This is a genomic window from Marivirga sericea (genome assembly GCF_900177665.1).
GTDB lineage: Bacteria > Bacteroidota > Bacteroidia > Cytophagales > Cyclobacteriaceae > Marivirga > Marivirga sericea.
The window spans coordinates 112,838-137,025 of record NZ_FXAW01000005.1; the positions used below are offsets into that span (position 1 = coordinate 112,838).

At 34.6% G+C, this 24,188-nt stretch carries 22 protein-coding genes; 15 read left to right on the top strand and 7 right to left on the bottom strand.

The genetic code is table 11. The features are described from left to right. The first annotated feature begins 149 nt into the window (after positions 1-149). On the top strand, positions 150-779 hold the full coding sequence (locus B9Y84_RS12335) for an LON peptidase substrate-binding domain-containing protein (protein ID WP_085517682.1): 630 nt from the start codon (positions 150-152) through the stop codon (positions 777-779). Between the two features lie 22 nt (positions 780-801). On the opposite strand, the gene B9Y84_RS12340 is transcribed toward B9Y84_RS12335, so the two are convergent. The 5 genes from B9Y84_RS12340 to tilS all read right to left on the bottom strand — a co-directional run bounded on the left by B9Y84_RS12340 (position 802) and on the right by tilS (position 7,505). Further along, positions 802-4,008 (bottom strand): T9SS type A sorting domain-containing protein, encoded by a 3,207-nt coding sequence (locus B9Y84_RS12340; protein WP_085517684.1) that lies wholly within the window; start codon positions 4,006-4,008, stop codon positions 802-804. A gap of 207 nt (positions 4,009-4,215) precedes the next feature. Continuing rightward, complete coding sequence (locus B9Y84_RS12345; protein ID WP_085517687.1) at positions 4,216-4,440, bottom strand: VF530 family protein; 225 nt, start codon at positions 4,438-4,440, stop codon at positions 4,216-4,218. A gap of 188 nt (positions 4,441-4,628) precedes the next feature. After that, entirely contained in the window at positions 4,629-5,549 is a 921-nt protein-coding gene (locus B9Y84_RS12350) for a malate dehydrogenase (RefSeq protein WP_085517689.1), read from the bottom strand. Between the two features lie 125 nt (positions 5,550-5,674). Then, complete coding sequence (locus B9Y84_RS12355) at positions 5,675-6,202, bottom strand: Crp/Fnr family transcriptional regulator (protein ID WP_085517690.1); 528 nt, start codon at positions 6,200-6,202, stop codon at positions 5,675-5,677. Continuing rightward, positions 6,189-7,505, bottom strand: coding sequence for a tRNA lysidine(34) synthetase TilS (gene tilS / locus B9Y84_RS12360; RefSeq protein ID WP_085517691.1), 1,317 nt, complete (start codon positions 7,503-7,505; stop codon positions 6,189-6,191). The genes B9Y84_RS12355 and tilS overlap by 14 nt, the downstream gene beginning before the upstream one ends. A gap of 8 nt (positions 7,506-7,513) precedes the next feature. Here tilS and B9Y84_RS12365 point away from each other — a divergent pair, with 8 nt between their 5' ends. The 7 genes from B9Y84_RS12365 to recN all read left to right on the top strand — a co-directional run bounded on the left by B9Y84_RS12365 (position 7,514) and on the right by recN (position 15,086). Continuing rightward, positions 7,514-9,160, top strand: coding sequence for an OstA-like protein (locus B9Y84_RS12365; RefSeq protein ID WP_176223791.1), 1,647 nt, complete (start codon positions 7,514-7,516; stop codon positions 9,158-9,160). Between the two features lie 116 nt (positions 9,161-9,276). Next, entirely contained in the window at positions 9,277-9,975 is a 699-nt protein-coding gene (locus tag B9Y84_RS12370) for a T9SS type A sorting domain-containing protein (protein WP_085517693.1), read from the top strand. An 82-nt stretch (positions 9,976-10,057) separates the two neighbouring features. Then, on the top strand, positions 10,058-10,882 hold the full coding sequence (locus B9Y84_RS12375) for an outer membrane protein assembly factor BamD (protein WP_245830863.1): 825 nt from the start codon (positions 10,058-10,060) through the stop codon (positions 10,880-10,882). Between the two features lie 6 nt (positions 10,883-10,888). Beyond that, complete coding sequence (locus B9Y84_RS12380) at positions 10,889-11,197, top strand: DNA-directed RNA polymerase subunit omega (RefSeq protein WP_085517695.1); 309 nt, start codon at positions 10,889-10,891, stop codon at positions 11,195-11,197. A gap of 8 nt (positions 11,198-11,205) precedes the next feature. Then, positions 11,206-12,411: a bifunctional phosphopantothenoylcysteine decarboxylase/phosphopantothenate--cysteine ligase CoaBC gene (gene coaBC / locus B9Y84_RS12385; protein WP_085517696.1), complete on the top strand. Its 1,206-nt coding sequence runs from the start codon at positions 11,206-11,208 to the stop codon at positions 12,409-12,411. Continuing rightward, positions 12,408-13,307, top strand: a complete 900-nt coding sequence (porD, locus tag B9Y84_RS12390) for a type IX secretion system protein PorD (RefSeq protein WP_085517697.1) — start codon at positions 12,408-12,410, stop codon at positions 13,305-13,307. The genes coaBC and porD overlap by 4 nt, the downstream gene beginning before the upstream one ends. A gap of 126 nt (positions 13,308-13,433) precedes the next feature. Beyond that, complete coding sequence (recN, locus tag B9Y84_RS12395; RefSeq protein WP_085517698.1) at positions 13,434-15,086, top strand: DNA repair protein RecN; 1,653 nt, start codon at positions 13,434-13,436, stop codon at positions 15,084-15,086. On the opposite strand, the gene B9Y84_RS12400 is transcribed toward recN, so the two are convergent. Further along, the gene (locus B9Y84_RS12400; RefSeq protein ID WP_085517699.1) at positions 15,083-16,090 is read right to left on the bottom strand and encodes a LuxE/PaaK family acyltransferase; all 1,008 of its coding nucleotides are present in this window, start codon (positions 16,088-16,090) and stop codon (positions 15,083-15,085) included. The genes recN and B9Y84_RS12400 overlap by 4 nt on opposite strands. A gap of 13 nt (positions 16,091-16,103) precedes the next feature. Here B9Y84_RS12400 and B9Y84_RS12405 point away from each other — a divergent pair, with 13 nt between their 5' ends. Next, complete coding sequence (locus B9Y84_RS12405; RefSeq protein WP_139828026.1) at positions 16,104-16,841, top strand: hypothetical protein; 738 nt, start codon at positions 16,104-16,106, stop codon at positions 16,839-16,841. Positions 16,842-16,920: 79 nt separating this feature from the next. Here B9Y84_RS12405 and B9Y84_RS12410 read toward each other — a convergent pair whose 3' ends face one another. After that, the gene (locus B9Y84_RS12410; RefSeq protein ID WP_085517701.1) at positions 16,921-17,817 is read right to left on the bottom strand and encodes a M48 family metallopeptidase; all 897 of its coding nucleotides are present in this window, start codon (positions 17,815-17,817) and stop codon (positions 16,921-16,923) included. 142 nt (positions 17,818-17,959) lie between these two features. Here B9Y84_RS12410 and B9Y84_RS12415 point away from each other — a divergent pair, with 142 nt between their 5' ends. From B9Y84_RS12415 to B9Y84_RS12440, 6 genes are read left to right on the top strand one after another with little or no spacing between them, the layout of a single operon-like run. Then, positions 17,960-18,571, top strand: coding sequence for a fumarylacetoacetate hydrolase family protein (locus B9Y84_RS12415; protein ID WP_085517702.1), 612 nt, complete (start codon positions 17,960-17,962; stop codon positions 18,569-18,571). Further along, on the top strand, positions 18,558-20,456 hold the full coding sequence (locus tag B9Y84_RS12420; RefSeq protein WP_139828027.1) for a M23 family metallopeptidase: 1,899 nt from the start codon (positions 18,558-18,560) through the stop codon (positions 20,454-20,456). The genes B9Y84_RS12415 and B9Y84_RS12420 overlap by 14 nt, the downstream gene beginning before the upstream one ends. 5 nt (positions 20,457-20,461) lie before the next feature. Continuing rightward, on the top strand, positions 20,462-20,914 hold the full coding sequence (gene bcp / locus B9Y84_RS12425; protein WP_085517704.1) for a thioredoxin-dependent thiol peroxidase: 453 nt from the start codon (positions 20,462-20,464) through the stop codon (positions 20,912-20,914). Positions 20,915-20,917: 3 nt separating this feature from the next. Continuing rightward, a complete protein-coding gene (locus tag B9Y84_RS12430; RefSeq protein ID WP_085517705.1) occupies positions 20,918-21,769 on the top strand; it encodes a transketolase in 852 nt (283 codons plus the stop codon). A 49-nt stretch (positions 21,770-21,818) separates the two neighbouring features. Then, entirely contained in the window at positions 21,819-23,204 is a 1,386-nt protein-coding gene (locus B9Y84_RS12435; protein ID WP_085517706.1) for a vWA domain-containing protein, read from the top strand. 10 nt (positions 23,205-23,214) lie between these two features. Then, entirely contained in the window at positions 23,215-24,174 is a 960-nt protein-coding gene (locus B9Y84_RS12440) for a transketolase family protein (protein ID WP_085517707.1), read from the top strand. Positions 24,175-24,188: the final 14 nt, after the last annotated feature.

Genomic DNA, 24,188 nt, shown 5'->3' on the forward strand with positions numbered 1-24,188 from the left:
GGGTATAAGACAATATCCTTAAAGAAAATTTATTTACTTTTTCTAAGAATATCTTATCTCTTTCCTACAATCTACATAAATTTTGTTCAAAAATGCAACCTAGAAATTAAACAACACTTTTAAAGAAGTGTATCAACATTTATTACAAAATGAAACGAACATTACCACTCTTCCCCTTAAATTTAGTGGCGTTCCCTTATCAGAATCTTAACTTGCACGTTTTTGAGCCTCGTTATAAAGAGCTCATTTATGATTGCATTCAAAATCAACAAAGTTTCGCTATTCCATCATATGTGAAAAATAAAGTAGAGTATGGTACGGAAATGGAAATTCGAGAAGTCACAAAAGAATATTCTGATGGCCGTTATGACATTAAAACCAGAGGCAAAAGAGTCATCAAGGTTCTTGATATGGAAAACCCCTATCAAAATAAGAAATATGCAATTGGTGCAATTGAGGAAATTCCTAACAAAAACAATGGTGATTTGATTTTAAAGGAAGAGATTTATGAAGCAGTTCAAGAAATGTACGATTTGGTAGAAGTTGATAATCGTACGTTATCAATGGATTTTCAAGTCTTCGACATTGCTCATCAAATCGGTTTATCTACTGAAACCGAATATGAATTGATTCAATTGACAGAAGAGAGACAAAGACAAAGATATGTTCTCAATCACCTCAAAGTGCTATTACCGAAATTGAGAGATGTTCAGAGATCAAAAGAACTGATACAGATGAACGGACATTTCCGAAAATACAATCCGCCACAGGAATTTTAAAACTAGGTCAGCAAAAGCTGGCCTAGTTTTGTATTATGATTCTCTGAACATATTCGTCTCCATCTATTCTGATTTTTAGAAAGTACACATTCTTATCTAAGCCAACAAGATCAAGAGTATGACATCTATAAATTTCCCCTTCCAGAAAGATCACACCATCCAACCCTAATAATTGATAATGACTTTCATTAGGTGAGTTTAACTTAATTCTAAGGTATGCACTCGTAGGATTCGGATAAATCACTATTTTCTCTTTTAATGAACGGTTATTGGATGTAATTAACTCCTCAATCCCTTTGAGAGCTATACTCATTTTTTGATCACCTGAGCTGTGTCTAATTTCACCATTGACTATTCCTCCTTTAGCCTGTCTTGGTGAAAAACGAACATAAATATCAATTTCAGGAATATTACCCTTTCGATTAATGGGCAAGACTAATTCACTCGTATAATTAGAATTCTCAAGTAAACTCATTTCAAAATTTTCACTTACTGATATATTTAGGTCTTCAGGTAAATTTTCAGCTGCTATTTTATAAGACCTTGGCTCGGATGAATCATCTAAAAATACATTTCCAAAATTTAATCCATCCTTTGGTGCATTAATAGTCAGCAGAGTCTCTCTAGGAATAATCTCAACATCTTGTAAAAATTCAGGATAAATATTAAAAAAATGCTGGCTTTTGCTAATAAAGCCGCTCAAGTTCACCTTTTCAAATGGAATTTCAGTGCCAATTAAAGAATGATTATTAGACTTAATTTTCAAAATCACGGTGTCAGCATCATCAAAAACAAAATACTCGCCCCGCTCAAAATGTCCTTCCCCGGAAATTTCTATGTTTTCAATTTCAATCCTTTGAAATTCCATATTTTCATCGATTTCAGGAATTGTCAATGAATTAGGCTCTAAAAAAATAGAATCAGATGCAAAAATTTCGACCTCGCTTTCAACATTTACTACTAACCAGCCATCGGATTCTGTCAACACACCCTCGACTTCTAAACTATCCCCAAAATTAACATTAGCTAATTTTTCACTTTCCAACACAATTCCAGCGGTCTCATCTTGAATAATTCTTTTGTTTTCAAAATGATTACTGCCTCCTATCACTACTCCCTGAATTTTCACCCTTTCACCAACTTGTTTTTCTTTTACAGATCTGATACTAGACAGAATTAACGTCCCCTCTTGACCACTTACGGCTAAATTAACTGTGTCTGAATCTTGACTAAAATGTATGATATTTCCTTGGTACAATTTTCCATTGGCGTCCATAGGAGAAAATCTCACAAAAACCTCTGTTTCATCAAAGCTTTCACGCTTAAGGAAAAGTGTATTTGTTTCATTTTCAAAATTAGAGTTTAAAGATAGTTGAAAACCTTCTGGAGCAATGATGCATACTGAATCTCTTATGTTTTCAGTGAAAACATGATAAGATTGATATTTAGAACTATTGGGAAATTTAATGCTTTCAAATTCAGAAATAAAACTACTTTTATCTATTGAAATTATAGGTTCTATGAAAGAAATAATCACTTCGACACTTAATTCATCTGTACTGATAGTAAATGAATTTTCTTCTGCAAAATTGTAAGCTAAATCATCAAAAAGCGCTTCTCCATTTATTAGACTACGGTCTGTTGCTCCAGATAGACTTCCAGAACCATTAGACGAAATCCGTAAATTGCGACTACTTAAGTCAATATTTCCATTGATATCCACCGCTTCAATCCTCAATTCAAAAGTATCCCGTACATACACTTCTTGCGGAATATTTTGAACCACCAGTTCTGTTGCTTGAACTTCAATATTAAACGCTTGAGAGCTCACAGGACTCGACAATGGATATTGAAAAGAAGATCCTGATGGATTTACTTGAAATTTATGATTTTCTGAAATTTCAAATGCTAGTGTATCACTATCCATTTGTGTTTCTTCCAACCAAATTAAAAGACTAAATTCTTTCGATTCTCCATCTAATATTTCGATTTCATTTCCTGTAAAATCAAATTCTATTTGGTCTTGATTAATAGATAATTGATTAATATTTAAATCAGAATTACCATCATTCAACTTTGCCCCCTTGATTACTCTTGACCAATCTGACACAGTGTTTTCAATACTTTTTTCAATTACTACATTTTTCAGAAGGGTAGAAACCCCATCATCGGTTCCTAAATCGGTGATTTTAAATTTAAAAACCTCCACGGCATCTACTTCAGAATTTAGAATGGAAGGTATGTAAGTTTTTCTAACTTGAGTTTCCGGAGCTTCAATTTTACTATCTTTATCAAAGGAATTAGTGGTAAATACCGTTAATGATTCGACTTCAGTCAAGTAGCAAAAGTCAGCTGCGTAATATTCGAAAATCGAGAAATGATACTCCGTACCTTGAGTTAATCCTGTTATGTCCAAGGAATTGCCGCTTCCCTCATAAACCACAAAATTACCTACCCCTATTTCTTCAGCTAATCCACTACTTAAATCATTGCCAGCAGTATAGGGAGTTCCGTTAATAGGATTTTCATTAACAGGACTATTTTCTTTTACTACTACCACAACGGCATCACCATTTCCCCTAGTCCAGTTCAGTGTAATTTTATCATCGCTAATATCTCCTAATGTCGGAATAGAAAAAACAGCTTGATGAGCCGGTGGGATACATGTTGGTCCTAAATTTTGCTCATTATTAAGATGTCCTGGAGTTTTTTCATTTGGTTCTAGCCAAGAAAAATCTGAAGTGATTATCCCGTTTCCTGACAGTTGTAATGATGTTTCAATAGGAGTTGAAGCGGGTACTTCTACTCCTATATCTTCCGAAGGCATACCGGCAGCAACTCCTCCAGCACCCGTAAAGCTTCCTTCATAGCTGATGAATTGAATTAAAGTGTTGTCATAATCTAATGAGAACCCATCTGGGGCACCATTTTGAATACCCGGGATATTTTTATAAAAAACTGTAAAACCATTTTCACTAATCCCTTCGTCAAAAGAATCTAATGAATGTGCACCATAAGATTCACCGTTACTTCCATTATAAAGATGAACAGTAAATAAATTCAGATCATAAGAATCTGCATCCTGCAAAACAACTTCAATAAATTCCCCGACATCTCCCCCATCATTGTCATAATGGAATTCATTGATCCATGCATTTTGGGCGATTAGATTGAAACAATAGAATAATAATATTAAGACAAGCAGGGCAGGTTTTGGAGAAAATGACATTATTTTAAATACAATGGTTCGTATTCAAAAATGATAATTAACCTTTAAAATTCATAATAATTCAAATAAAATTAATCTTCAAATCTATAATTTCTTGAAGCACTGGATAAATAATAAAATCCAAGGTAGTTTAGTTTACTGCTACTCTTTGAAAGGAATAACAGTTAAGTATTACTTTTTGAAAATCAGTAGTTTCTGAATTGACTACTAAGCTTTCAAACTTTTAATATACAGTCGCTCTACCTTTTCCCTAGCCCAAGGAGTTTTCCTTAAAAAAGTCAAACTTGACTTTATAGAAGGGTCGAAGTTGAAGCTATTAATTTTGATCCTGCTTCCAAGTTCTTCCCAACCGTAAAGATTTACTAAATGCTCTAAAATCGCTTTAAGCGTTACACCATGAAGAGGATTATTAGGTTGTTGCTCCTTGGGCATTATCTAGTTTTAATCATTAAAAAAGACTTCTTTTACAATTGAAATTTTCTTCTAAAAAAAGAATAACCTCCGTTTCTTAAAAGGTGAAGGCGAAAACATTTTGAAGAAGCATTTAAAATCGTACTTAAATAAAAAAAGCATCTGCTAATTTACAGATGCTTTAATTTAAAATTTCTTGCACAAGACTATTACAATAAACCGTTAGTTTTTCTAACAGCTTCTGCACTTTCCGTCAATTTTGCCTTTTCAGCATCATCTAACTTAATTTCTACAATTCTTTCAATTCCATTTCTACCTATTATAGCTGGAACTCCAATAGAAATATCATTCAATCCATATTCCCCCTCAAGCAAACAAGAGCAAGGGAACATTTTTTGTGAATCGTTAGCAATGGCATGAACCATGGCTGATACAGCTGCACCTGGAGCATACCAAGCAGATGTACCTAATAATTTTGTCAAAGTCGCACCACCTACTTTTGTTTCTTCTTTTACATTCTCCAATTTATCCGCAGCTAAAAATTCCGAAACCGGCACACTATTTCTAGTAGCTATTCTAGTTAAAGGAATCATACCCGTATCGCTATGACCACCGATTACCATTCCATCAACATCAGATGCAGGACATCCTAAAGCCTCAGCTAATCTATATTTGAAACGAGCAGAATCTAAAGCACCACCCATTCCAATGATTTTATTCTTTGGCAAGTTGGTCGCTTTGTGAGCTAAATAGGCCATTGTATCCATTGGATTAGAAACTACTATAATAGTCACATCAGGCGAATTTTTAATAAGATTTTCAGCTACTTGCTTCACTATGCCAGCATTAGTAGAAATTAATTCTTCTCTGGTCATTCCAGGCTTTCTTGGAATACCCGAAGTGATAACAGCTACATCGCTATCAGCAGTTTTGCTGTAATCATTGGTAACACCAGTAATCTTAGTATCAAATCCATTTAAAGAAGCACATTGCATTAAATCCATTGCTTTACCTTCGGCAAAACCTTCTTTAATATCAACTAGCACAACTTCCTCGGCAAAATTTTTGATGGCAATGTATTCGGCACAACTTGCGCCCACTGCACCAGCTCCTACTACGGTAACTTTCATTTTATTTATTTTATACGTTAAACAATCTTATTTTCGCTTACAAAACTACAAAAAATAATGCTATTCTGACGAGGATTCTCAAAGTGTTTCAACTCCCTCACTAGCAAAATTTAGTTAAATATATTTCACATTTTCCCGTACACATGACCTAAATCGAAAAAACCGAAATTGGTCTTATAAGTAGAAAACAATCGGGCTACGTAATCATTTTGTTGTTGTGTATAAGACTCCAACACTTTCGCTTTTATTTTCGGATAATGATCAAATATTTCAAAAATATTAATTTGTGGTATTACGTAAATCTGTGCTTTTTCTGAGGCAACTATTGCATTGTAAATTCTTCTGGCATCAGGAATTAGAGCATTATCTCCAAATGACTTATTTTCTGACAAACCACCCAAGCTTTCGAATCTATCTTGAATGTCGATAGTTAAGGTAATTTCTCCTTTTTGCGTCAAGTATAATGCATGACTGGGATCATCTCGAAAAAAGACCACTTCATCTTTTTTATAAACCCTCATGTGCATAAAAGGTACAAAATGTGATAGCTGCTCAAAATTTAGTTGCTCAAACAACTTAATTTCTTTCAAAAACTTAAAAAGGACCATTTGCTTCTGGTCATATGTCTTTCTAAATGGATTAAGAATTTTCATATTCGATTCGTAATATTTTAGTAGTCTCTTCTTTAACTTTGAATAATTCAGAGAATTTGTACCCTATAACCCAGACAATTTCTCCGCCAGATTTTAAAACCATAGCCTTGTTCTTCTGAGGCAAAGGCACCTTTTGATCAATCAATATATCACTAATTTTTTTCTTGCCCTTCATTCCTATGGGTTGAATTTTATCACCTTGCTCCCACAGATCAATTTCAAGTGGTTCTTTCAAGCTTTCAAAAGCTATAAACGCAATTTTTTGATCTCGTTTAAAAGATATCTTTTCCTCTTTTACCAGTTCAATCTTTAAAGTGCCATAAGGAGTAATAATTGGGCTTTCATTCAAACTAATTTTTCTTGGGTAGAAATTAAAATTTTCTTGATCTATAGTTTTAGTGATTAACATTTTATCCCTATCAATCGTCAAGACGTAATTTGAACTGAATAATTGAGCCCCTACCCTAGCAAAATCAAATGCTTGTAATTGCTGTAAAGAAAAACCATAAACTGCCAATAGTTCTGACAGATAAGCCAAAACGTAAGCTTCATTTAATATCGATAAATCAATGACAACATGCTGCTCTTCAAAACTAAGGTAGCGCTTGGCTATAGTTTCTATTTTTTCTTCCCATGCTTTTTCAGTAGCTCTCAAACGAAAAACAGTCTGTTGAAAACTAGCCAATAAGTTAGGGTTTAACTCTAATAATGGAGGAATTACGTGATGTCTAATCTTATTTCGCGTGTAATGATCATGAGAATTTGAAAGATCTTCTCGCCATTCTATTGATCTAGATTCAGCAAACTCCTGAAGTTCAAATTTTGCTGCAAAAAGCAAGGGTCTGGCAATTCTATTTTGTAAAGGCAAAATACTTCTTATGCCCTTTATACCAGTTCCTCTACTTATATTCAACAATGCAGTTTCCAACAAATCATTGGCATGATGGGCTGTCAAAATTTTATCAAATGAATATTCCTCAAGAAGTTTATCAAACCAATCATAACGTAGTTCTCTGGCCTGAACTTGAGTAGATCCTAACTCTTTGTTTATTTGCACTTTCTTTACAAAAACTTCAACTTCTAATTTATCTGCTAAATTTCTAATAAATTGCTCATCTTGATTAGAATCTTCACCTCTCAATTGAAAATTCATATGCGCTAAAGAAAAAGAAAATTTTTCCTCAACTAATAAATGAGCTAAAACCACAGAATCAAGACCACCGCTAATAGCTAAAAGTAAATGTTCGTTCTTTTGAAAGAGTTTTTCTGATTTGATAAATTGTAAAAATGACGTGCTTAACATTTTTCTTTATGAAATTACTTAGATTTGCACAGAATTTGCTGATGACAGCAATCAAAAGTAAATGTATGAACTTCCAACGAATTTTAATCCTTTGTTTCTTTCTAATCTTTTCTTTCAGTGCTTCTGCGCAGAAAAATGGCGTAAAATACGGCTCAGAAGGTTACTCAGAAACAATTAATAAAGGAAAGGATAGCTTTACCCGATTGGTTGATAACGTCTGGTTTGATATTAAAAAAGAGAATGTTAGAATTAAGGGTGATTCGGCATTATACTACGATAAGCAAGGGATTATGATCGTTTTTGGTGATGTAGTGATCACAAAGAATGATACAATTGATATCACTTCGAAACGATTAAATTACTACATAGATGAAAATAAGGCTGAATTACGAAATGATGTAGTCTATGACGATGGAGATATGCGCATGACCACAAATTATTTAGATTATTACATGTCCACTGAAGATGGTCATTTTTTCAATGGAGGAAAATTAGTAGATGACGAAACAACCCTAATTGCAGAAGAGGGCTTTGTTGTAAATGCAGAAGATCTAATCAAATTCTATAAAGACGTGGATTTGACTAATCCAGAATATCAATTGTTGACTGATACACTTTTCTATCATAGAACTACCAAGATTGCCACTACTTTCGGACCAACAAAAACTATTATGAAAAATGGTGAAGTTGTTGATGCCAAAAAGGGAGGTAAATTTTACACCGATAAAAAAAATGCGCAATATACACTGGGTAAGATCACTACAGAATCATATGAAATTTTTGGAGATGAGCTTTATTTCGATGATTTAACGCAAGAATCCAAAGCAAAAGGAAATGTAAAGGTAATCTCCGAAGAAAATGATATTATAATTTTGGGAGACGAAGCCGCCACCAAAAAGGAACAAGGTATCACAAAAATTTGGGGGAACCCTATCTTAAAGCAGGCGGTCGATAACGATACGCTTTATCTAACAGCCGACACCCTAATTTCTATAGACTCCGAATATGATTCGCTTAGCAGATTATTAGCCTACAAAAATGTTAAAATTTATAAATCAGATATGCAGGGTGTATCAGACTCCATGGCTTATATGATGCAAGATTCGATGATATTCTTTTACCATAACCCAATCATTTGGAGCGAAGGAAATCAAATCGTTGCAGACACCATCTTCATGGAAATTAAAAATGGTAAAATGGATAAGCTGAATATGCGAAATAAAGCATTTACCATAAATCAGGACACGATAAAAAATTTCAATCAGATTAAAGGAAGAAATATGACGGCCTATTTAAAAAATGATGAAATGGATAAAATTCTAGTAGAGGGCAATGGTGAAAGTATTTATTTTGCAGTAGACGAAGAAACCTTAGATTTAATTGGAATGAATAAAGTTTTGTGTAGTTCAATGAAGATTCAATTCTTGAATGGCGAAATGAATGATATCACATTTTATAAAGATCCTGAAGGACGGTTTATACCTCCACATGAAATTGAAGAGCCCGAAACAAGGTTAAAAGATTTTCTGTGGCAAATTGAGAAAAAACCCCAACTAATAGATGTTTTAGGCAAATATGCTCCGATCAAAGTTACCAAGGCTGAAAAGAATCAGCCTGTTTTACCTGATGAAACAAGGTTAGAAGACGAAAACTAAAACACAGTGAAACGCTTCATGTAATATTTTATTACATTTAGATTTTATTTTTTTGTAATCCATTAGACTTTATAATAATTAAGTCCTATTTTTACTAATGAAATTAATAAAGTCTAATGAAAATAATATTTACCATATTTTTATCAATAGCTCTTTCCGCATCTTTGTGGGCACAAGATATATTGGTGAAAGATTTAGATGGTGAAATTGTTACAGGCTTCCAAAAAACCACAACTAAAACCTTTAAAATACAGAATTTCAGCAACACTGAGAAATCAATCCGTATTAAACAAAACATTGATGAGATTCAAGGGGGCTCCACCTTCATAATGTGTTATCAAGGTGTTTGTAGCAACAAAAACGAATCTATTACAATCAGTATTGCTGCAAACAGTGTCTCTCATGATATTAAGATCATGCTCAACGGAGGCTTATCGAATTTTAATTCCATTGCCTATTTAGAATTTATAGATTTAAAGGTAGACCATGTGGTTAAAAAAGAAATAGCTCTAAAAGTCACTGAAAGGAATTCTAAAGATGTTTTTTTTGAAAAAGGCGATATAGCGGTTAATAGTTTTTTTCCAAATCCAGCAGTGAAAAATGCAGTGATGGAGTACACTATATCGCCATATGAAGAAGATGCTAAAATTACTCTTCAAAACGTGCTAGGGAGCATTGTTAACACCTATGAATTGAGTCCTGACCACAACAAACTGAGCATTAATACCGAAGATCTAAACCCTGGAGTTTATTTTTACACACTATCTATAAGAGATGAAGGCTTAGCAACAAGGAAACTCATAGTGAAAAAATAAAGCCCTATCCAATCTTTTCCAGAGCGTATCGTTATCAATAAAAATTGCTCATTCCACAAAACAAATGTATATTTGCACCCTTATGCGAAATTCGTACAAAAATCTACTACTAATTACATTAATCACGGTTCTAATCACTGCTTGTAGCGATTTCAGAAAGCTTCGGAAAAGTGATGACTGGGAGAAAAAGTATGATGCTGCTATTAATTATTATGAGCAGGGTGAATACTATAGAGCAAATGTTCTCCTTGAACAGATTTTGCCGATTATTAAAGGTTCTGAAAAAGCTGAAATTGCGAATTTTTACTACGGCTATACTTACTACTATCAAGGACAATACCTACTAGCTTCTCACTACTTCAAAACTTTCTATGATACTTTTAATAGAAGTCAATTTGCAGAGGAAGCAAGATTTATGTTTGGATATTCTTTATTCCAAGATTCTCCAAGATATAACTTAGATCAAGTAAGTTCAAAAGAAGCAATTGTAGCGCTACAGGGTTTCATTAATTTATACCCTAACTCGAAGTTTGTACCAAAGGCAGATGCTGCTTTGGGTCAGTTAAGGTCTAAATTGGAACGAAAAGCTTATGAAAAAGCTTTATTATACTACGACTTAAAAAAATTCATGACCGGAGAATATCTTAAAGCATCATTGGTAGAATTTGATAATTTTCAGGATGATTTCCCGGGTTCTTCATTTACCGAGGAAATTCAATACTTAGAAATAGAAGCAATGTATAATTTAGCAGAAGTAAGTATTTACTCCGTGAAGAAAGAAAGATATTTAGAGGCTATTTCCTTTTACGAAACTTTTATAGAGACTTACGAAAACAGTAAGTACCTAAAAAAAGCACAAGACATTTACGAAGATTGTTTAGAACAAATTAGAAAATTAAATTCATAAATAAATATGGCAAATCCATCAATTACAACTAGAGACACCTCTGAATTGGTTAAAGATACTGATAACATCTACCAAACAGTAGTGGTAGCTTCAAAAAGAGCTCGTCAAATTTCAAGCAATGTGAAAGAAGAATTGAGTAATAAGCTAGCTGAATTTGCTTCAACTGTTGATAATCTTGAAGAAATATTTGAAAACAGAGAACAAATTGAAATCTCTAAATTTTACGAAAGAATGCCAAAGCCAACCATTATGGCGATGGAAGAATTCTTGGAAGGTAAAGTCTATTACAGAAAAAGAGAAGAAGAGGATAAATAAACCTGGAAATGCTCCAAGGTAAAAAGATAATTTTAGGAATAACGGGTAGTATTGCAGCTTACAAAACTGCCATGCTTACCCGTTTGTTGCTTAAAGCAGGTGCAGAAGTTCAGGTTATTATGACAGATGATGCCAAGGAATTTATAACTCCACTTACGTTAAGTACTTTAAGTAAGAAGCCAGCTCTCTCCAAATTTGTAAAAAACAGTGCAGGCGAATGGAACAACCACGTTGCATTAGGTTTGTGGGCTGATTTATTATTAATTGCTCCTGCATCAGCAAATACTATAGCTAAATGTGCGCATGGCATTTGCGATAATCTCCTGCTAGCGACATATCTTTCAGCTAAGTGTCCGATTGCCTTTGCTCCTGCCATGGATTTGGACATGTACCAACATCCTACTACAACTGAAAACCTTCAGAAACTAGAATCATTTGGTAATACCATCATACAAGCAGCATCAGGTGAATTAGCTAGTGGCTTAGATGGTCAGGGTAGAATGCAAGAACCTGAAATTTTAGTTCGAGAAGTTGAAAACATCCTTGCGCTAAAAAAAAACTTTAAGGGGAAAAAAATTCTTATAACTGCAGGACCAACACAGGAAGCTATCGATCCTGTACGATTTATTGGCAACCACTCTTCCGGAAAAATGGGCTATGCATTAGCTGACTCATTTGTCAAAGAAGGAGGTCAAGTTACTCTTATATCAGGACCTTCCGCTCTTAATTCTCCTTCAGGTCTAACGAATTTCATCAAAGTTAAGTCTGCACAAGAAATGTACGAGGCGGCTGAAAAGCATTATAAAGATGCTCATATTGCTGTATTTGCCGCAGCTGTTGCAGATTACAGACCTAAATCAGTGGCCACTGAGAAAATCAAAAAGGAAGCCAATGGAATGTCTATAGAAATGGAGAAAACCGTTGATATTGCTAATTCCTTAGGAAAAAACAAACAAAAACATCAATTGAATATAGGCTTTGCATTAGAAACTGAAAATGAAGAAGCTAATGCTTTAAAGAAATTAGAAAATAAAAACTTTGATTTAGTCGTTCTCAATAGCCTGAGAGATAAAGATGCTGCTTTTGGACATAATACTAACAAGGTGAAAATCTACGGACTTCAAGGATTGATACAAGAATCGGAATTATTAGCAAAGTCAGAAATAGCCAAAATTATATTAAATCAAATACATAATTTGAGTAATGAAAAATGAATAAAATCGTTCTAACAGTCTTTATTATTGTTTTTTCTCTTAGTTCAACGACTGCTCAAGATTTATTTTTTCGAATCAAAGTGGATGCCACTGCAGCCAATACCTCTGAAACGCGTGTATTTACCAATATGGAAAACGCTTTCACCCAATTCATTAATGAAACCAAATGGATGCAAGAAGAACTTGAGCTTTACGAAAGATTAAAGGGGATAATGGCCATCAATATTACAGAAATTCCAAGAACAGGTCGATTTCAGGCGCAGATGCAAGTGCAGTCAGTCAGGCCGGTTTACAATAGTAATTATGAATCTATCATGATTAATATAGCTGATCGTAATCTAAATTTCGATTATACTGAATCTCAACCATTAATTTATACACAAAACAGCTTCAACGAAAATTTAGTTAGTATTTTAGCCTTTTATGCAAATTTCTTGCTTGCAATGGACTTCGACTCTTTTTCAGAATTAGGTGGTCAAAAATATTATGATGAAGCCTTGAATATTGCACGATCGGCTAATCAGCAAGGGTTTGGAGCGGGCTGGGAACAATTTGGGAATATTGAGAGTAGGTACTCTTTAGTTCAGTCAGCTCTTAATTCACAATTAGAACCTGTTCGCAAAAGCTTATATCTATATTACAGAAAGGGCCTCGATCTAATGGAAAAGAATCCCCAAGAAGCGCGAAAATCCATCTTAGAATCATTAGAAAATATTCAAAAAGCGAATAAACTTAATCCTAACTCCCCATTTATCACACTTCTAATCCAATCAAAATCTGATGAAATAGTAGAAATTTTCACAGAAGGAGATTTAGCATTACGAAGAAAGGCTTATGAGGTAATGCGAGAAATTGCCCCTGCAAATTCTGAACGATATGAAGTCATGATTAAATAGGAAGCCAATTCACCATCAATTAGTAATGAAATATTTGGTAAAATTTTATGGAATGCTGAAACAGAAAGAATTTACAATCCATAATTTTTAAGTAAATTAGCCCTGCGATAAAAACCTAGTGCCAATATGCTTCAAAAGCTTTTGATTAAAAATTACGCCTTAATTCAAGAACTAAATATAAATCCCTCTTCTAACCTTAACACAATTACTGGTGAAACGGGAGCGGGAAAGTCTATCATGTTAGGTGCGGTAGGCTTATTGTTAGGTAAAAGAGCAGACACAAAAGTACTTTACTCGTCTGATACCAAATGTGTAGTAGAAGGACTATTTGACATTGGTGAATATAATCTGAATCATTTTTTCGAAAGAGAAGATTTAGATTATGACACAGAATGCGTAATCAGGAGAGAAATAAGTACCAGTGGTAAATCTAGGGCCTTCATTAACGATACCCCAGTTACCTTAGATGTTCTCAAAAATTTGGGCAACCACCTAATGGATATTCATTCTCAACATGAAACTTTATTAATCGGAGATCAAGATTTCCAATTAAGAATTATTGATGCTTACGCAGGCACAATTGAAGCCCTTACTAAATACAAATCCTCGTTTTCCACTTATACTAAAGCTAAAAAAAGTTTAAAGCATTTTAAAGACACTGCTGATCAAATGCAACAGGAAAAAGATTTTAATCAATTTCTTTTTGATGAATTAGATAAGGCACAACTAAAAAATAATGAACAAGAAGATTTAGAAGAAAAGCTAGAGCTGTTGGAAAATGGTGAATTGATTAAACTTAAATTATCAGAAGCCCACCAATTAATGGATGGGCCAGAATTAGCAGCTATCCATAATTTACACCAAGCTACGGAGAGCCTTAAAGCTATTCAATCTTATGGTAAAGATTTTCAAGAACTCTCTGAAAGACTAAATAGCAGCTTCATAGAAATTCAGGATATAAGTAAAGAATTGGAAATCACTGCCAATGAATTTGAACACCAACCAGAAGAACTTCAGCAAACCCAAGAAAGACTGAGCTTGATCTATTCTCTACAACAAAAGCATCATGTCGATTCCGTTGAGGCCTTAATGAAAATAAAATCTGATTTGGAGGGACAACTACTGGCGGTTCAAGATGCAGAAGGGAGCGAATTGAAACTACAAAAAGCAGTTGATGAAGCATATGCTCAAATGGATCAGGAAGCTCAGCAAATCAGCAAACAAAGAATCGAACATTTCCAAAATCTTGAAAAAGAACTTCGTTCTCTATTAGCCGGATTGGGTATGGAAGATGCAGTGGTCAAAATTGATAATCAAGAAAAAGAGCATGATAAAAGTGGAATAGATGATATCAGAATATTATTTAGTGCTAATAAGGGCGTTGCACCTCAAAATTTAAAAAACGTAGCTTCAGGTGGTGAGTTTTCACGTTTAATGTTTGCCATTAAGTATATTATGGCCGATAAGATTGCAATGCCTACAATTATTTTTGATGAAATTGATACAGGAATTTCTGGGGAAGTAGCGATCAAAATGGTAAATATGATGCAGAAAATGGCAGAGAACCACCAAGTCATCACCATCAGCCATTTACCCCAAATAGCGGCCAAAGGAGATCAGCACTACTTTGTTTATAAAGATAATTCTGCAGATAAATCCATTAGTAAGATTAAATTACTGGATGAAAAAGAACGTTCTTTGGAAATTGCAAAAATGATAGGTGGAGAAAACCCAAGTGATTCAGCTATTCAAAGTGCGAAAGAATTGTTGGAGCATTAGTACACAAGTAGGTTACATCCTCTGATGTCTGAGTTATCAAATCGACCCAGCACCTGAAAATCAGCGTTATCATGCACCATTCCCACATCTTGAGTTTCAATAAATGCACAACTATCAATATTAGCTAAATCAATTACATTTAATCCTCCGCTTCTCTTATGAGCGAATTTGACATCGAAGGGGTCGTTTACTTCCCTTATCAATACTTTCATGCTAATAGGAGATTTAAAAAATCCATCTCCTTTGCTGTAGCTTTGTGATAACAATTCTGTCATACCATACTCAGAATGAATGGTATCTACATTTAGTCCTTCACACAAAATCTCATGTAGTTCTTCTCTGGTGATCTCCTTTCTCCTACCCTTCATACCCCCAGTCTCCATCACTATACAATTTGCAAAGTCAGTGCTATAGTTTTCTGCCAAATCCAACAAAGCAAAACTAACTCCCCAGATAATGATTTTCTTTCCGGTATTTTGTTTCTTTAACTTCTCAACTTTATTTATCAACTGCTTTAGATCATCTAAATAAAAACCCGAATCAGAAGACTGCGTAAGCTTAATAAAATAATCTACCATGGCTACCAAAGAAGACCCTTTACGCTCCAAGTAGGATGGTAACACCGCTAGGATTATATAATCTTCAAGATCTCCATATTGGGTTTCAAAAATAAGCCGGGCATTACTTAAATAGTGCTTAGCACTCGGCACATAATGTTTACTTATTAAACCTGAACCAGTGCCACTACTTTCAAAAACAGCATCGAACTCTTCAATATTACTGGAACTAGTAGCAATTCTATGCTGTTTAAAAAATTCTATAGGGAGGAAAGGAATTGACCTCAAATCGCTGATAGAATAAGGGTTAATATTTAAAGCATCAATATATTTTTTATAAACTAAATTGTATTTACTTTGGTACTGGAACAGCGCTAAGGCAAAATCCTGAAAATTTTCATCATTTAGGGCATCAAATTGCTTAAAAAAGCGTTCTCTTTCTGACATTAGGAAAATAATTATGTATTACAAAGCTAAAAATAAGGCACGGTATCTCATATTGAATTCCATTATTATTATCAGCTCTTTAATAATGTTTACTGCCTGTCCGACACCTCCGGAGTTTGAAAATGGCCCAGCCATCGAATATGAAGACATACAATTCAGTCAAATAACAGATACTTCAGCCAGCGGACAACCTTTAAACCAAGACGTGATTAGTGTAACACTATCTTTTGAGGATGGAGATGGGGATTTAGGACTAAGAAACACTGAAATTGAACAGCCTTACAATTTGTTTAATATTCCCTTAAGCCAAGAAAGGGAATTGATTTTTTTTGGAAGTTCTCCCGAATTACCACCATTCAATTTCTATGACTATTATATAGCTTCAGATTCAATTATAATTAACAATACCCTACTAGTCAATGATACTATACTAGTGGATTTTAATGAACGGCATTTTAATATTTATGTAGATTTTTATTATCAACGGCCTGGAAGCAATGACTTTGTACAGTTTGAATGGGAAACGGAACCTGGATTTTATCAGTCTTTCCACGGGAGATTTCCAATTTTGAATACTGAAGATTATAGCCGCCCGTTAAATGGATCTTTGACTTATGAAATGAAAAGTGTAGGGTTTCAAGCTATTTTTAGAGATTACCCTATGTTTTTAGAGGTGTATATTTTGGATAGAGCGGGAAATCGCAGCAACATTATCCAAACTGATCCTATTCGCTTAGTAAATCCAAACTAGTGAATTGTTTTATAGAAAATTAAATGGCTCAAATCAAATTTGAGCCATTGGTGTCAATTCAAATAACTATTACAGAATATCAATTACCGATCTTCATTTGGATTTCCTTCTTTCCCTCACTCTTTTCAGAAGTGGAATTTGAAATTTCACTTAGGTTAGGTATTCGATTATTAGTCGCTTTTTGGCTTTTTGAATAAAGTTTTTTGGCCTCTGGTAGTAATTTGTTTAAATCTTTAATTCTCGTATTGCTCGCAGGGTGTGTACTCAAAAATTCAGGAGGTGCACTTCCTGACTTCGCTTTCATTCTTTGCCAAAACTTAGGTGCTTCTTCAGGATTGTAGCCTGCCAAAGCCATAAATGTTAATCCAAGTTCATCGGCTTCGGACTCATGTAATCTACTAAATGGCAAGATTGCTCCTACCGTGCTGACACCAGAATAAGCTGCCATGGCCAAGGCTTGTGCATTCTCTGGTTGCTCTCTCATTAAAACACTTAAGGTAATACCTCCAGCTTGCTGGGCTAGTGCTTGTGTCATTCTTTCGCCTCCATGCTTAGCAACAGCATGAGCCACCTCATGCCCCATTACGACTGCTATACCTGTCTCATCCTGACAGATTGGTAATATACCTTCATAAAAAGCCACTTTCCCACCTGGCATACACCATGCATTTACTATATTTTCTGCTATCAAATTAAATTCCCACTTAAACCCCTCTGTGGCATTTTCCAAATTATTCTCTTTTAAATACACTTCTACTGCATTTTTAATCCGCTCTCCAACAGTTCTTATCATTTGAGCTTGACCACTATTTGAGGATAATTTACTCTCCTTCATCACTTGATCATAAGATGAAAAACTTGAAGCATTCAACTGATTATTTGGAATTAAATTAAATTGATTTCGGTCGGTTATCGGCACTTTTTTACAAGCAAACATGATTAACACTACCGTCAAAAAAGTCAAAATCTTTCTCATAGCTAGTTATTTTTGTTCTTCAAATGATAATTTTCCAGTTTTAAATTCTTTAAATACCATCTGTAATAATTCTTTTTATAATTTAACGAAAGTTTCATTTTTATAGTTAAAAGAAACCATATTTTTGCATAAAATTCATCAAATGAAGATACTGGCAATTGGTAGAAATTACGGAGACCACATCAAAGAGCTTGACAATGAGCGTCCTGAAGAACCTGTGATTTTCACTAAGCCAGATACAGCAATTTTAAAAAATAATGAGCCTTTCTACTACCCTTCATACAGTAATGATATTCATCATGAAGTTGAATTAATTATCAGAATTTGCAAAGAAGGCAAATTCGTAAAAGAAGAGCATGCTTCCAAGTATTATGACAAAATTGGTTTAGGGATTGATTTCACTGCAAGAGATTTACAATCCAAAGCAAAGGAAAAGGGGTTACCATGGGATATTGCAAAAGGATTTAATGGATCCGCCCCGATTTCAGGGTGGCTCGAGAAGAATGAATTTGAAAACCTTCAAAATATTAATTTCTCCCTTAAAGTAAATGGAGCTTTAAAACAAGAAGGTAATTCATCCCTGATGTTATTTCCTATAGATTATGTAGTTTCTTATCTATCTAAATTTTTTACTTTAAAAACAGGAGACATAATTTTTACAGGTACTCCAAAGGGTGTAGGACCAGTCCTTATTGGTGATAAATTGGAAGGTTTTATTGAAAATCAAAAACTATTAGATTTTGAAGTCAAATAAATATAAAATAATACTATTCGTTTTTTTAATCAGCTTCCCGATCGGGATGTTAGCTCAAAATACGGACCCTTATACTTTCCCAATTCGTCCTAACAAAACCAACTACCTATCAGGTACTATGGGCGAATTACGTTCTTCGCATTTTCACGCTGGCATTGATATAAAGACGGGAGGCAAAATTGGAGAACCTGTACACGCTACCAAAAGAGGCTATATTACGAGAATCAAAGTATCCACCTCTGGTTATGGAAATGCTCTTTATATGTTACATCCTGATGGAAACACATCAGTTTATGCGCATTTGAATGAGTTCTCTCCTGAGATTCAAAAGTACGTTAAATCCGAACAATATAAACAGCAGACATTTGAGATAGAATTATTTCCCCAACCCTACGAATTCGCATTCAAATCGCAAGAAGTAATAGGTCTTTCAGGAAATACAGGAGGTTCTCTTGGGCCTCATCTCCATTTTGAAATTAGAGATGCACAACAGCGAGTTTTAAATCCTTTGCATTATGGCTTTGCAGAGGTCAAAGATGACATCCCTCCTATTCTACAAGGCTTTGCGGTTAGACCAATGAATAATAATGCACGTGTATTTTCTAAATATGATAGAGCCGATATTAAGCTTAATAGAATAGGATTTAATTATAGAGCCACAGATACCATCAAAGCAATCGGAAAAATTGGTTTAGAACTCTGGGGCCATGATAAATTAAATGGATCTGCGAATAAAAATGGTATTAGCATCATTGAAGTTCAAGTCAACAAACAACCACATTTCAAGCAAAACATTGATGTGATGAGTTTCGGTTTGCAACGACATATTTTAATGCATTATCCTTATGATGTAAAGATGACGACAGGTCCTCGGTACCATAAATTATATATAGACGATGGCAATCAACTGAAATTTTATGAAACCCAAAATCATAATGGAATAATTACAATAGAAAATGATAGGATATATGAGGTCAAAATCAATATGTTCGATCCTTATGGAAATGAGAGTACCTTAGATTTAGTTATTAAAGGAAAAGAACCCGAAAAATTCTTACAAGAGTCTTTAGATTTTCAAATAGATGAAATCGATTACACTATTAATGGCAATATCTTGAAAGTATTTGCAAATTCTAATTGTGAAAATGAAAGCGAAGAACTAAATCTAAACCTAGGCGGAGAGATAGAATCAATCAAACCGGACTATTTCATAAATACAACAGCAGTATATTTGTGGAATTTAAAGAATGGAGTACCTGAATCGATATTGAACTGTGATAATGGTTTAAACCTTAGAGCAATTCATGAAGTTCTTCCCAACCAAAACAAGACAATATCTACTCAGAAAATGAATTTTCAATTCAGCTCTTATTCTGTATTTGATACCCTTTATATAGAAACAGCTTATGAAATTAAAACCACTGATTCTTTAGAAATATTTTCATTGGGACCTGTTACCTCACCACTAAAGAGCTCAATAGAAGTGGAATTATCCCCTTCGTTAAACCACTATAAAGCAGGTAAAAGCCATGTTTACGAAATAGATGATTCGGGTAATTTCTCATTTACAGGTGGGGAGTGGAATAATGGTCAAATAACTTTTCAAACCAGGAATCTGGCCGATTATACTATTCTGACAGACAGCATTTCTCCATTAGTAAAAGTAGGCAGCAGCAAATACAGCTATAGCATAAAGGATGAATTATCCGGAATCAAATCTTTTGAGGGGAAACTTAACGGAGAATGGGTACTGTTGAAGTATGAACCAAAAGATAATTTGATATGGATAGATTGGCCAGATCATAAAATCACGAAAACTGGAGAATTTGTATTGATAGTAACCGATAATGCGGGAAATGAAACTGAATACACTACTAAATTGTAAAAACTATGGAATTAAATATTGGAGATAAAGCACCAGATTTTAAGGCTAAAGATCAAGATGGCAACGAAATCAAATTAAGCGATTTCAAAGGTAAAAAAGTAATTCTTTACTTCTACCCTAAAGATAATACGCCAGGATGTACAGCACAGGCCTGTAACTTAAGAGATAATTATGAAGAGCTTCAGAAGCAGGGCTATGTTGTGCTTGGTGTAAGCCAAGATTCAGAAAAATCACATAAAAAATTCATTGAAAAACAAAGTTTACCTTTTCAGCTTATCGCTGACGAAGACCATACTGTGCATAATTTATATGGCACCTGGGGTGAGAAAAAAATGTACGGAAAAACTTATATGGGCACGATACGGACTACCTTTGTTATTGATGAAAAAGGTGCAATTGCAGACATCGTACAAAAAGTAAAGACAAAAGAACATACAGCACAAATTTTAAATTCATAATCAATGGCAAGTCAGGCAAACATTCAAGAGCTTGAAAAAATAGCTTCTCAAGTAAGAAGAGACATAGTTAGGATGGTCCACGCGGTTAATTCTGGTCATCCTGGAGGCTCTTTAGGCTGCACAGATTTTTTTGTAGCATTATACTTCCACATCCTAAAGCACAATATCGAATTCGATATGGATGCTAAAAAAGAGGACCTATTTTTCTTATCAAATGGGCATATATCTCCCGTATGGTATAGCGTTTTAGCAAGAAGCGGCTATTTCGAAGTCTCAGAGTTAAGCACTTTTAGAAAAATTAATAGCAGATTACAAGGCCATCCAACAACTGAAGAACATCTTCCGGGGATTAGGATTGCTTCAGGTTCCCTTGGACAAGGATTATCAGCTGCTTTAGGTGCTGCTCAAACCAAGAAACTAAATAATGAAGATAATTTGGTTTATGTGCTGATGGGAGATGGAGAATTACAAGAAGGTCAGATCTGGGAAGCTGCAATGTACGGTGCTCATCACAAAGTTGATAATATCATCGCCACAGTCGACTATAATGGCCAACAAATTGACGGTCCTATTTCAGAAGTGATGGATTTGAAGGATTTAAAAGCAAAATGGCAAGCTTTTGGTTGGGAAGTGATAGAAAGTAATGGAAATAATATGTCTGAGATTATTAAATCTTTAGAGCATGCTAAAAGCTTAACAGGCAAAGGAAAACCTGTTTTAAATTTAATGAAAACAGAAATGGGCTATGGTGTAGATTTCATGCAAGGAACTCACAAATGGCATGGTGTAGCTCCAAATGATGATGAATTAGCTAATGCATTATCTCAATTGGAAGAAACATTAGGAGATTACTAAGCAATAGTTATAAGCGTCAAGAAAAATTCTTCACGCTTATATCGACTAAATGAAAGAGAAAATAATCATATCGTTAGTTTTTATACTCTTTGTTTTGCAAAGTGCAAAATCACAAAGGGTGGAGCAAAGTATTCCTGAAAAAACAAGAATTCTGTTTTTGTTTGATGCATCAGGAAGCATGTTGGCTCCATGGGGCAACGAATTAAGAATTGATGCCGCTAAAAGGGTGCTGACTAATCTGGTTGATTCCCTTCGAGTAAATAATAAAATAGAATTGGCACTTAGACCATATGGACATCTAACACCTGCTAAAGAACGCAATTGTCAAGATACAAAACTAGAAATCCCCTTTGCACCTAAAAACAATGATCGCATCATAGATCGCTTAAAATATATTTATCCTAAAGGAACTACTCCCATAGCCTATTCATTAGAACAATCTGCGAATGATTTCCCAAAAGATGATAGTTATCGAAATATCATTATAATCATTACTGATGGTATAGAGTCCTGCGATGGTAACCCATGTGCAGTATCATTAGAACTACAGAAAAAAGATATTTTCCTTAGACCATTCGTAATTGGTCTGGGAATGGAAGAAAAGTTCGCCTCCGAATTTGACTGCATGGGCGAATACTACAATGCTAAAAACATAAGCGCTTTTCAGTCTGTTTTGAATGGTATTTTAAGCCAGTCATTGAGCAAAACCACAGCAAGTGTTGAGTTATTAGATCAATTAGGAAAGCCTGTTGAGAAAGATGTCAACGTGAGCTTTATCAATACGTTTACAGGCATCTCAGAATTCGATTTTATCCACTTCAGGGACCGAAATGGGAAACCAGATACAGTGGAAGTTGATCCTGTCTTAAGTTATGACGTAGTTGTGAATACACTTCCCCCAGTTGTCAAAAGAAATGTTTCCTTAAAAGGAGGAACACATAACATCATTAAAATAAAAACCCCTCAAGGTAGCTTACAAATCAATCAAGATAATACCACAGAATACGAGAGTGATGTGCGCGTTTTGGTGAAAAAAGCTACAGAATCAGCCATTATAAATACACAAACAATCCGATCAGAAGAAAAGTATTTAATCGGAAAATATGATTTAGAGATTCTTACTTTACCAAAAATCGAGATAGATGGAGTTGAAGTAAAACAAGGACGTTCGCAAACGATCGAGATACCTGCTCCTGGTAGAATTAATATCAGCTATAGTAGCAGAGGAATAGGGAGTTTGTACTCAATTGATGATAATGGGAGGCAAACATGGATTAAGAAGTTAGATCTTAAAGGAGGAAAATCAAGTTTTGGAATTCAACCAGGAAAATATAAATATGTATTTCGTTCAGACCAAGCAATGGGAAGCAAATACACGCAAATTAAAGAATTCAACATTCAGTCGGGACAGACTTTAAATCTTAAAATATACTAATTAGAGCAAAATGGCAGAAACTAAATTTACTTTTACTGAAAAGAAGGATACACGCTCGGGATTTGGCGATGGGCTACTAGAAGCTGGTAGAAATAATGAGCAGGTGGTTGGACTATGTGCAGATTTAATTGGCTCATTAAAAATGGGAGCTTTTCAAAAAGAATTTCCAGATAGATTCTTTCAAACGGGGATTGCTGAAGCCAACATGATGGGCCTAGCGGCTGGAATGACAATAGGTGGAAAAATCCCGTTTACTGGAACATTTGCTAATTTCTCAACAGGAAGAGTGTATGATCAAATTCGCCAGTCCATTGCTTATTCTGAAAAAAATGTGAAAATATGTGCATCTCATGCGGGTGTTACCTTGGGAGAAGATGGTGCTACTCATCAGATTTTGGAAGATATTGGTATGATGAGAATGCTACCAAACATGACCGTCATTAACCCATGTGATTACAACCAAACTAAAGCAGCAACTTTAGCAATTGCAGATTATCAAGGCCCAGTATATTTAAGGTTTGGAAGGCCAAAAGTACCGATTTTTACTCCAGATAATCAAAAATTTGAAATTGGTAAAGCCATCAATATGATAGAGGGTTCTGACGTAACCATATTCGCTACAGGACATTTAGTGTGGGAAGCAATCGAGGCTGAAGCTATTTTAAGAGAAAAAGGCATCAGTGTAGAGTTAATTAACATCCATACTATTAAGCCAATAGATGAAGCTGCAATACTGAAATCAATCTCTAAAACAAGATGTGTAGTGACTGCTGAAGAGCATCAACGTAATGGTGGCTTAGGGGATGCTGTAGCCCAAGTTTTAGCTCAACACAATCCTACACCTCAAGAATATGTTGCCGTTGATGATCAGTTTGGTGAAAGCGGAAAACCAGAGCAGTTGATGAAGAAGTATGGTTTAGATGCTGAGCATATTGTTGCTGCCGTTGAAAAAGTAATTAAAAGAAAATGAAGTTAGGAAAAGGC

Coding starts and splice junctions, on each gene's coding strand:
- B9Y84_RS12410 (WP_085517701.1), bottom strand. CDS start 17,817: ATGAGAAAGATTTTGACTTTTTTGACGGTAGTGTTAATCATGTTTGCT.
- B9Y84_RS12335 (WP_085517682.1), top strand. CDS start 150: ATGAAACGAACATTACCACTCTTCCCCTTAAATTTAGTGGCGTTCCCT.
- B9Y84_RS12380 (WP_085517695.1), top strand. CDS start 10,889: ATGGCAAATCCATCAATTACAACTAGAGACACCTCTGAATTGGTTAAA.
- bcp (WP_085517704.1), top strand. CDS start 20,462: ATGGAATTAAATATTGGAGATAAAGCACCAGATTTTAAGGCTAAAGAT.
- B9Y84_RS12430 (WP_085517705.1), top strand. CDS start 20,918: ATGGCAAGTCAGGCAAACATTCAAGAGCTTGAAAAAATAGCTTCTCAA.
- B9Y84_RS12435 (WP_085517706.1), top strand. CDS start 21,819: ATGAAAGAGAAAATAATCATATCGTTAGTTTTTATACTCTTTGTTTTG.
- recN (WP_085517698.1), top strand. CDS start 13,434: ATGCTTCAAAAGCTTTTGATTAAAAATTACGCCTTAATTCAAGAACTA.
- B9Y84_RS12355 (WP_085517690.1), bottom strand. CDS start 6,202: ATGAAAATTCTTAATCCATTTAGAAAGACATATGACCAGAAGCAAATG.
- porD (WP_085517697.1), top strand. CDS start 12,408: ATGAATAAAATCGTTCTAACAGTCTTTATTATTGTTTTTTCTCTTAGT.
- B9Y84_RS12405 (WP_139828026.1), top strand. CDS start 16,104: ATGTATTACAAAGCTAAAAATAAGGCACGGTATCTCATATTGAATTCC.
- B9Y84_RS12375 (WP_245830863.1), top strand. CDS start 10,058: ATGCGAAATTCGTACAAAAATCTACTACTAATTACATTAATCACGGTT.
- B9Y84_RS12415 (WP_085517702.1), top strand. CDS start 17,960: ATGAAGATACTGGCAATTGGTAGAAATTACGGAGACCACATCAAAGAG.
- B9Y84_RS12440 (WP_085517707.1), top strand. CDS start 23,215: ATGGCAGAAACTAAATTTACTTTTACTGAAAAGAAGGATACACGCTCG.
- B9Y84_RS12365 (WP_176223791.1), top strand. CDS start 7,514: ATGAAATTACTTAGATTTGCACAGAATTTGCTGATGACAGCAATCAAA.
- B9Y84_RS12340 (WP_085517684.1), bottom strand. CDS start 4,008: ATGTCATTTTCTCCAAAACCTGCCCTGCTTGTCTTAATATTATTATTC.
- B9Y84_RS12400 (WP_085517699.1), bottom strand. CDS start 16,090: ATGTCAGAAAGAGAACGCTTTTTTAAGCAATTTGATGCCCTAAATGAT.
- B9Y84_RS12350 (WP_085517689.1), bottom strand. CDS start 5,549: ATGAAAGTTACCGTAGTAGGAGCTGGTGCAGTGGGCGCAAGTTGTGCC.
- B9Y84_RS12370 (WP_085517693.1), top strand. CDS start 9,277: ATGAAAATAATATTTACCATATTTTTATCAATAGCTCTTTCCGCATCT.
- B9Y84_RS12345 (WP_085517687.1), bottom strand. CDS start 4,440: ATGCCCAAGGAGCAACAACCTAATAATCCTCTTCATGGTGTAACGCTT.
- tilS (WP_085517691.1), bottom strand. CDS start 7,505: ATGTTAAGCACGTCATTTTTACAATTTATCAAATCAGAAAAACTCTTT.
- coaBC (WP_085517696.1), top strand. CDS start 11,206: ATGCTCCAAGGTAAAAAGATAATTTTAGGAATAACGGGTAGTATTGCA.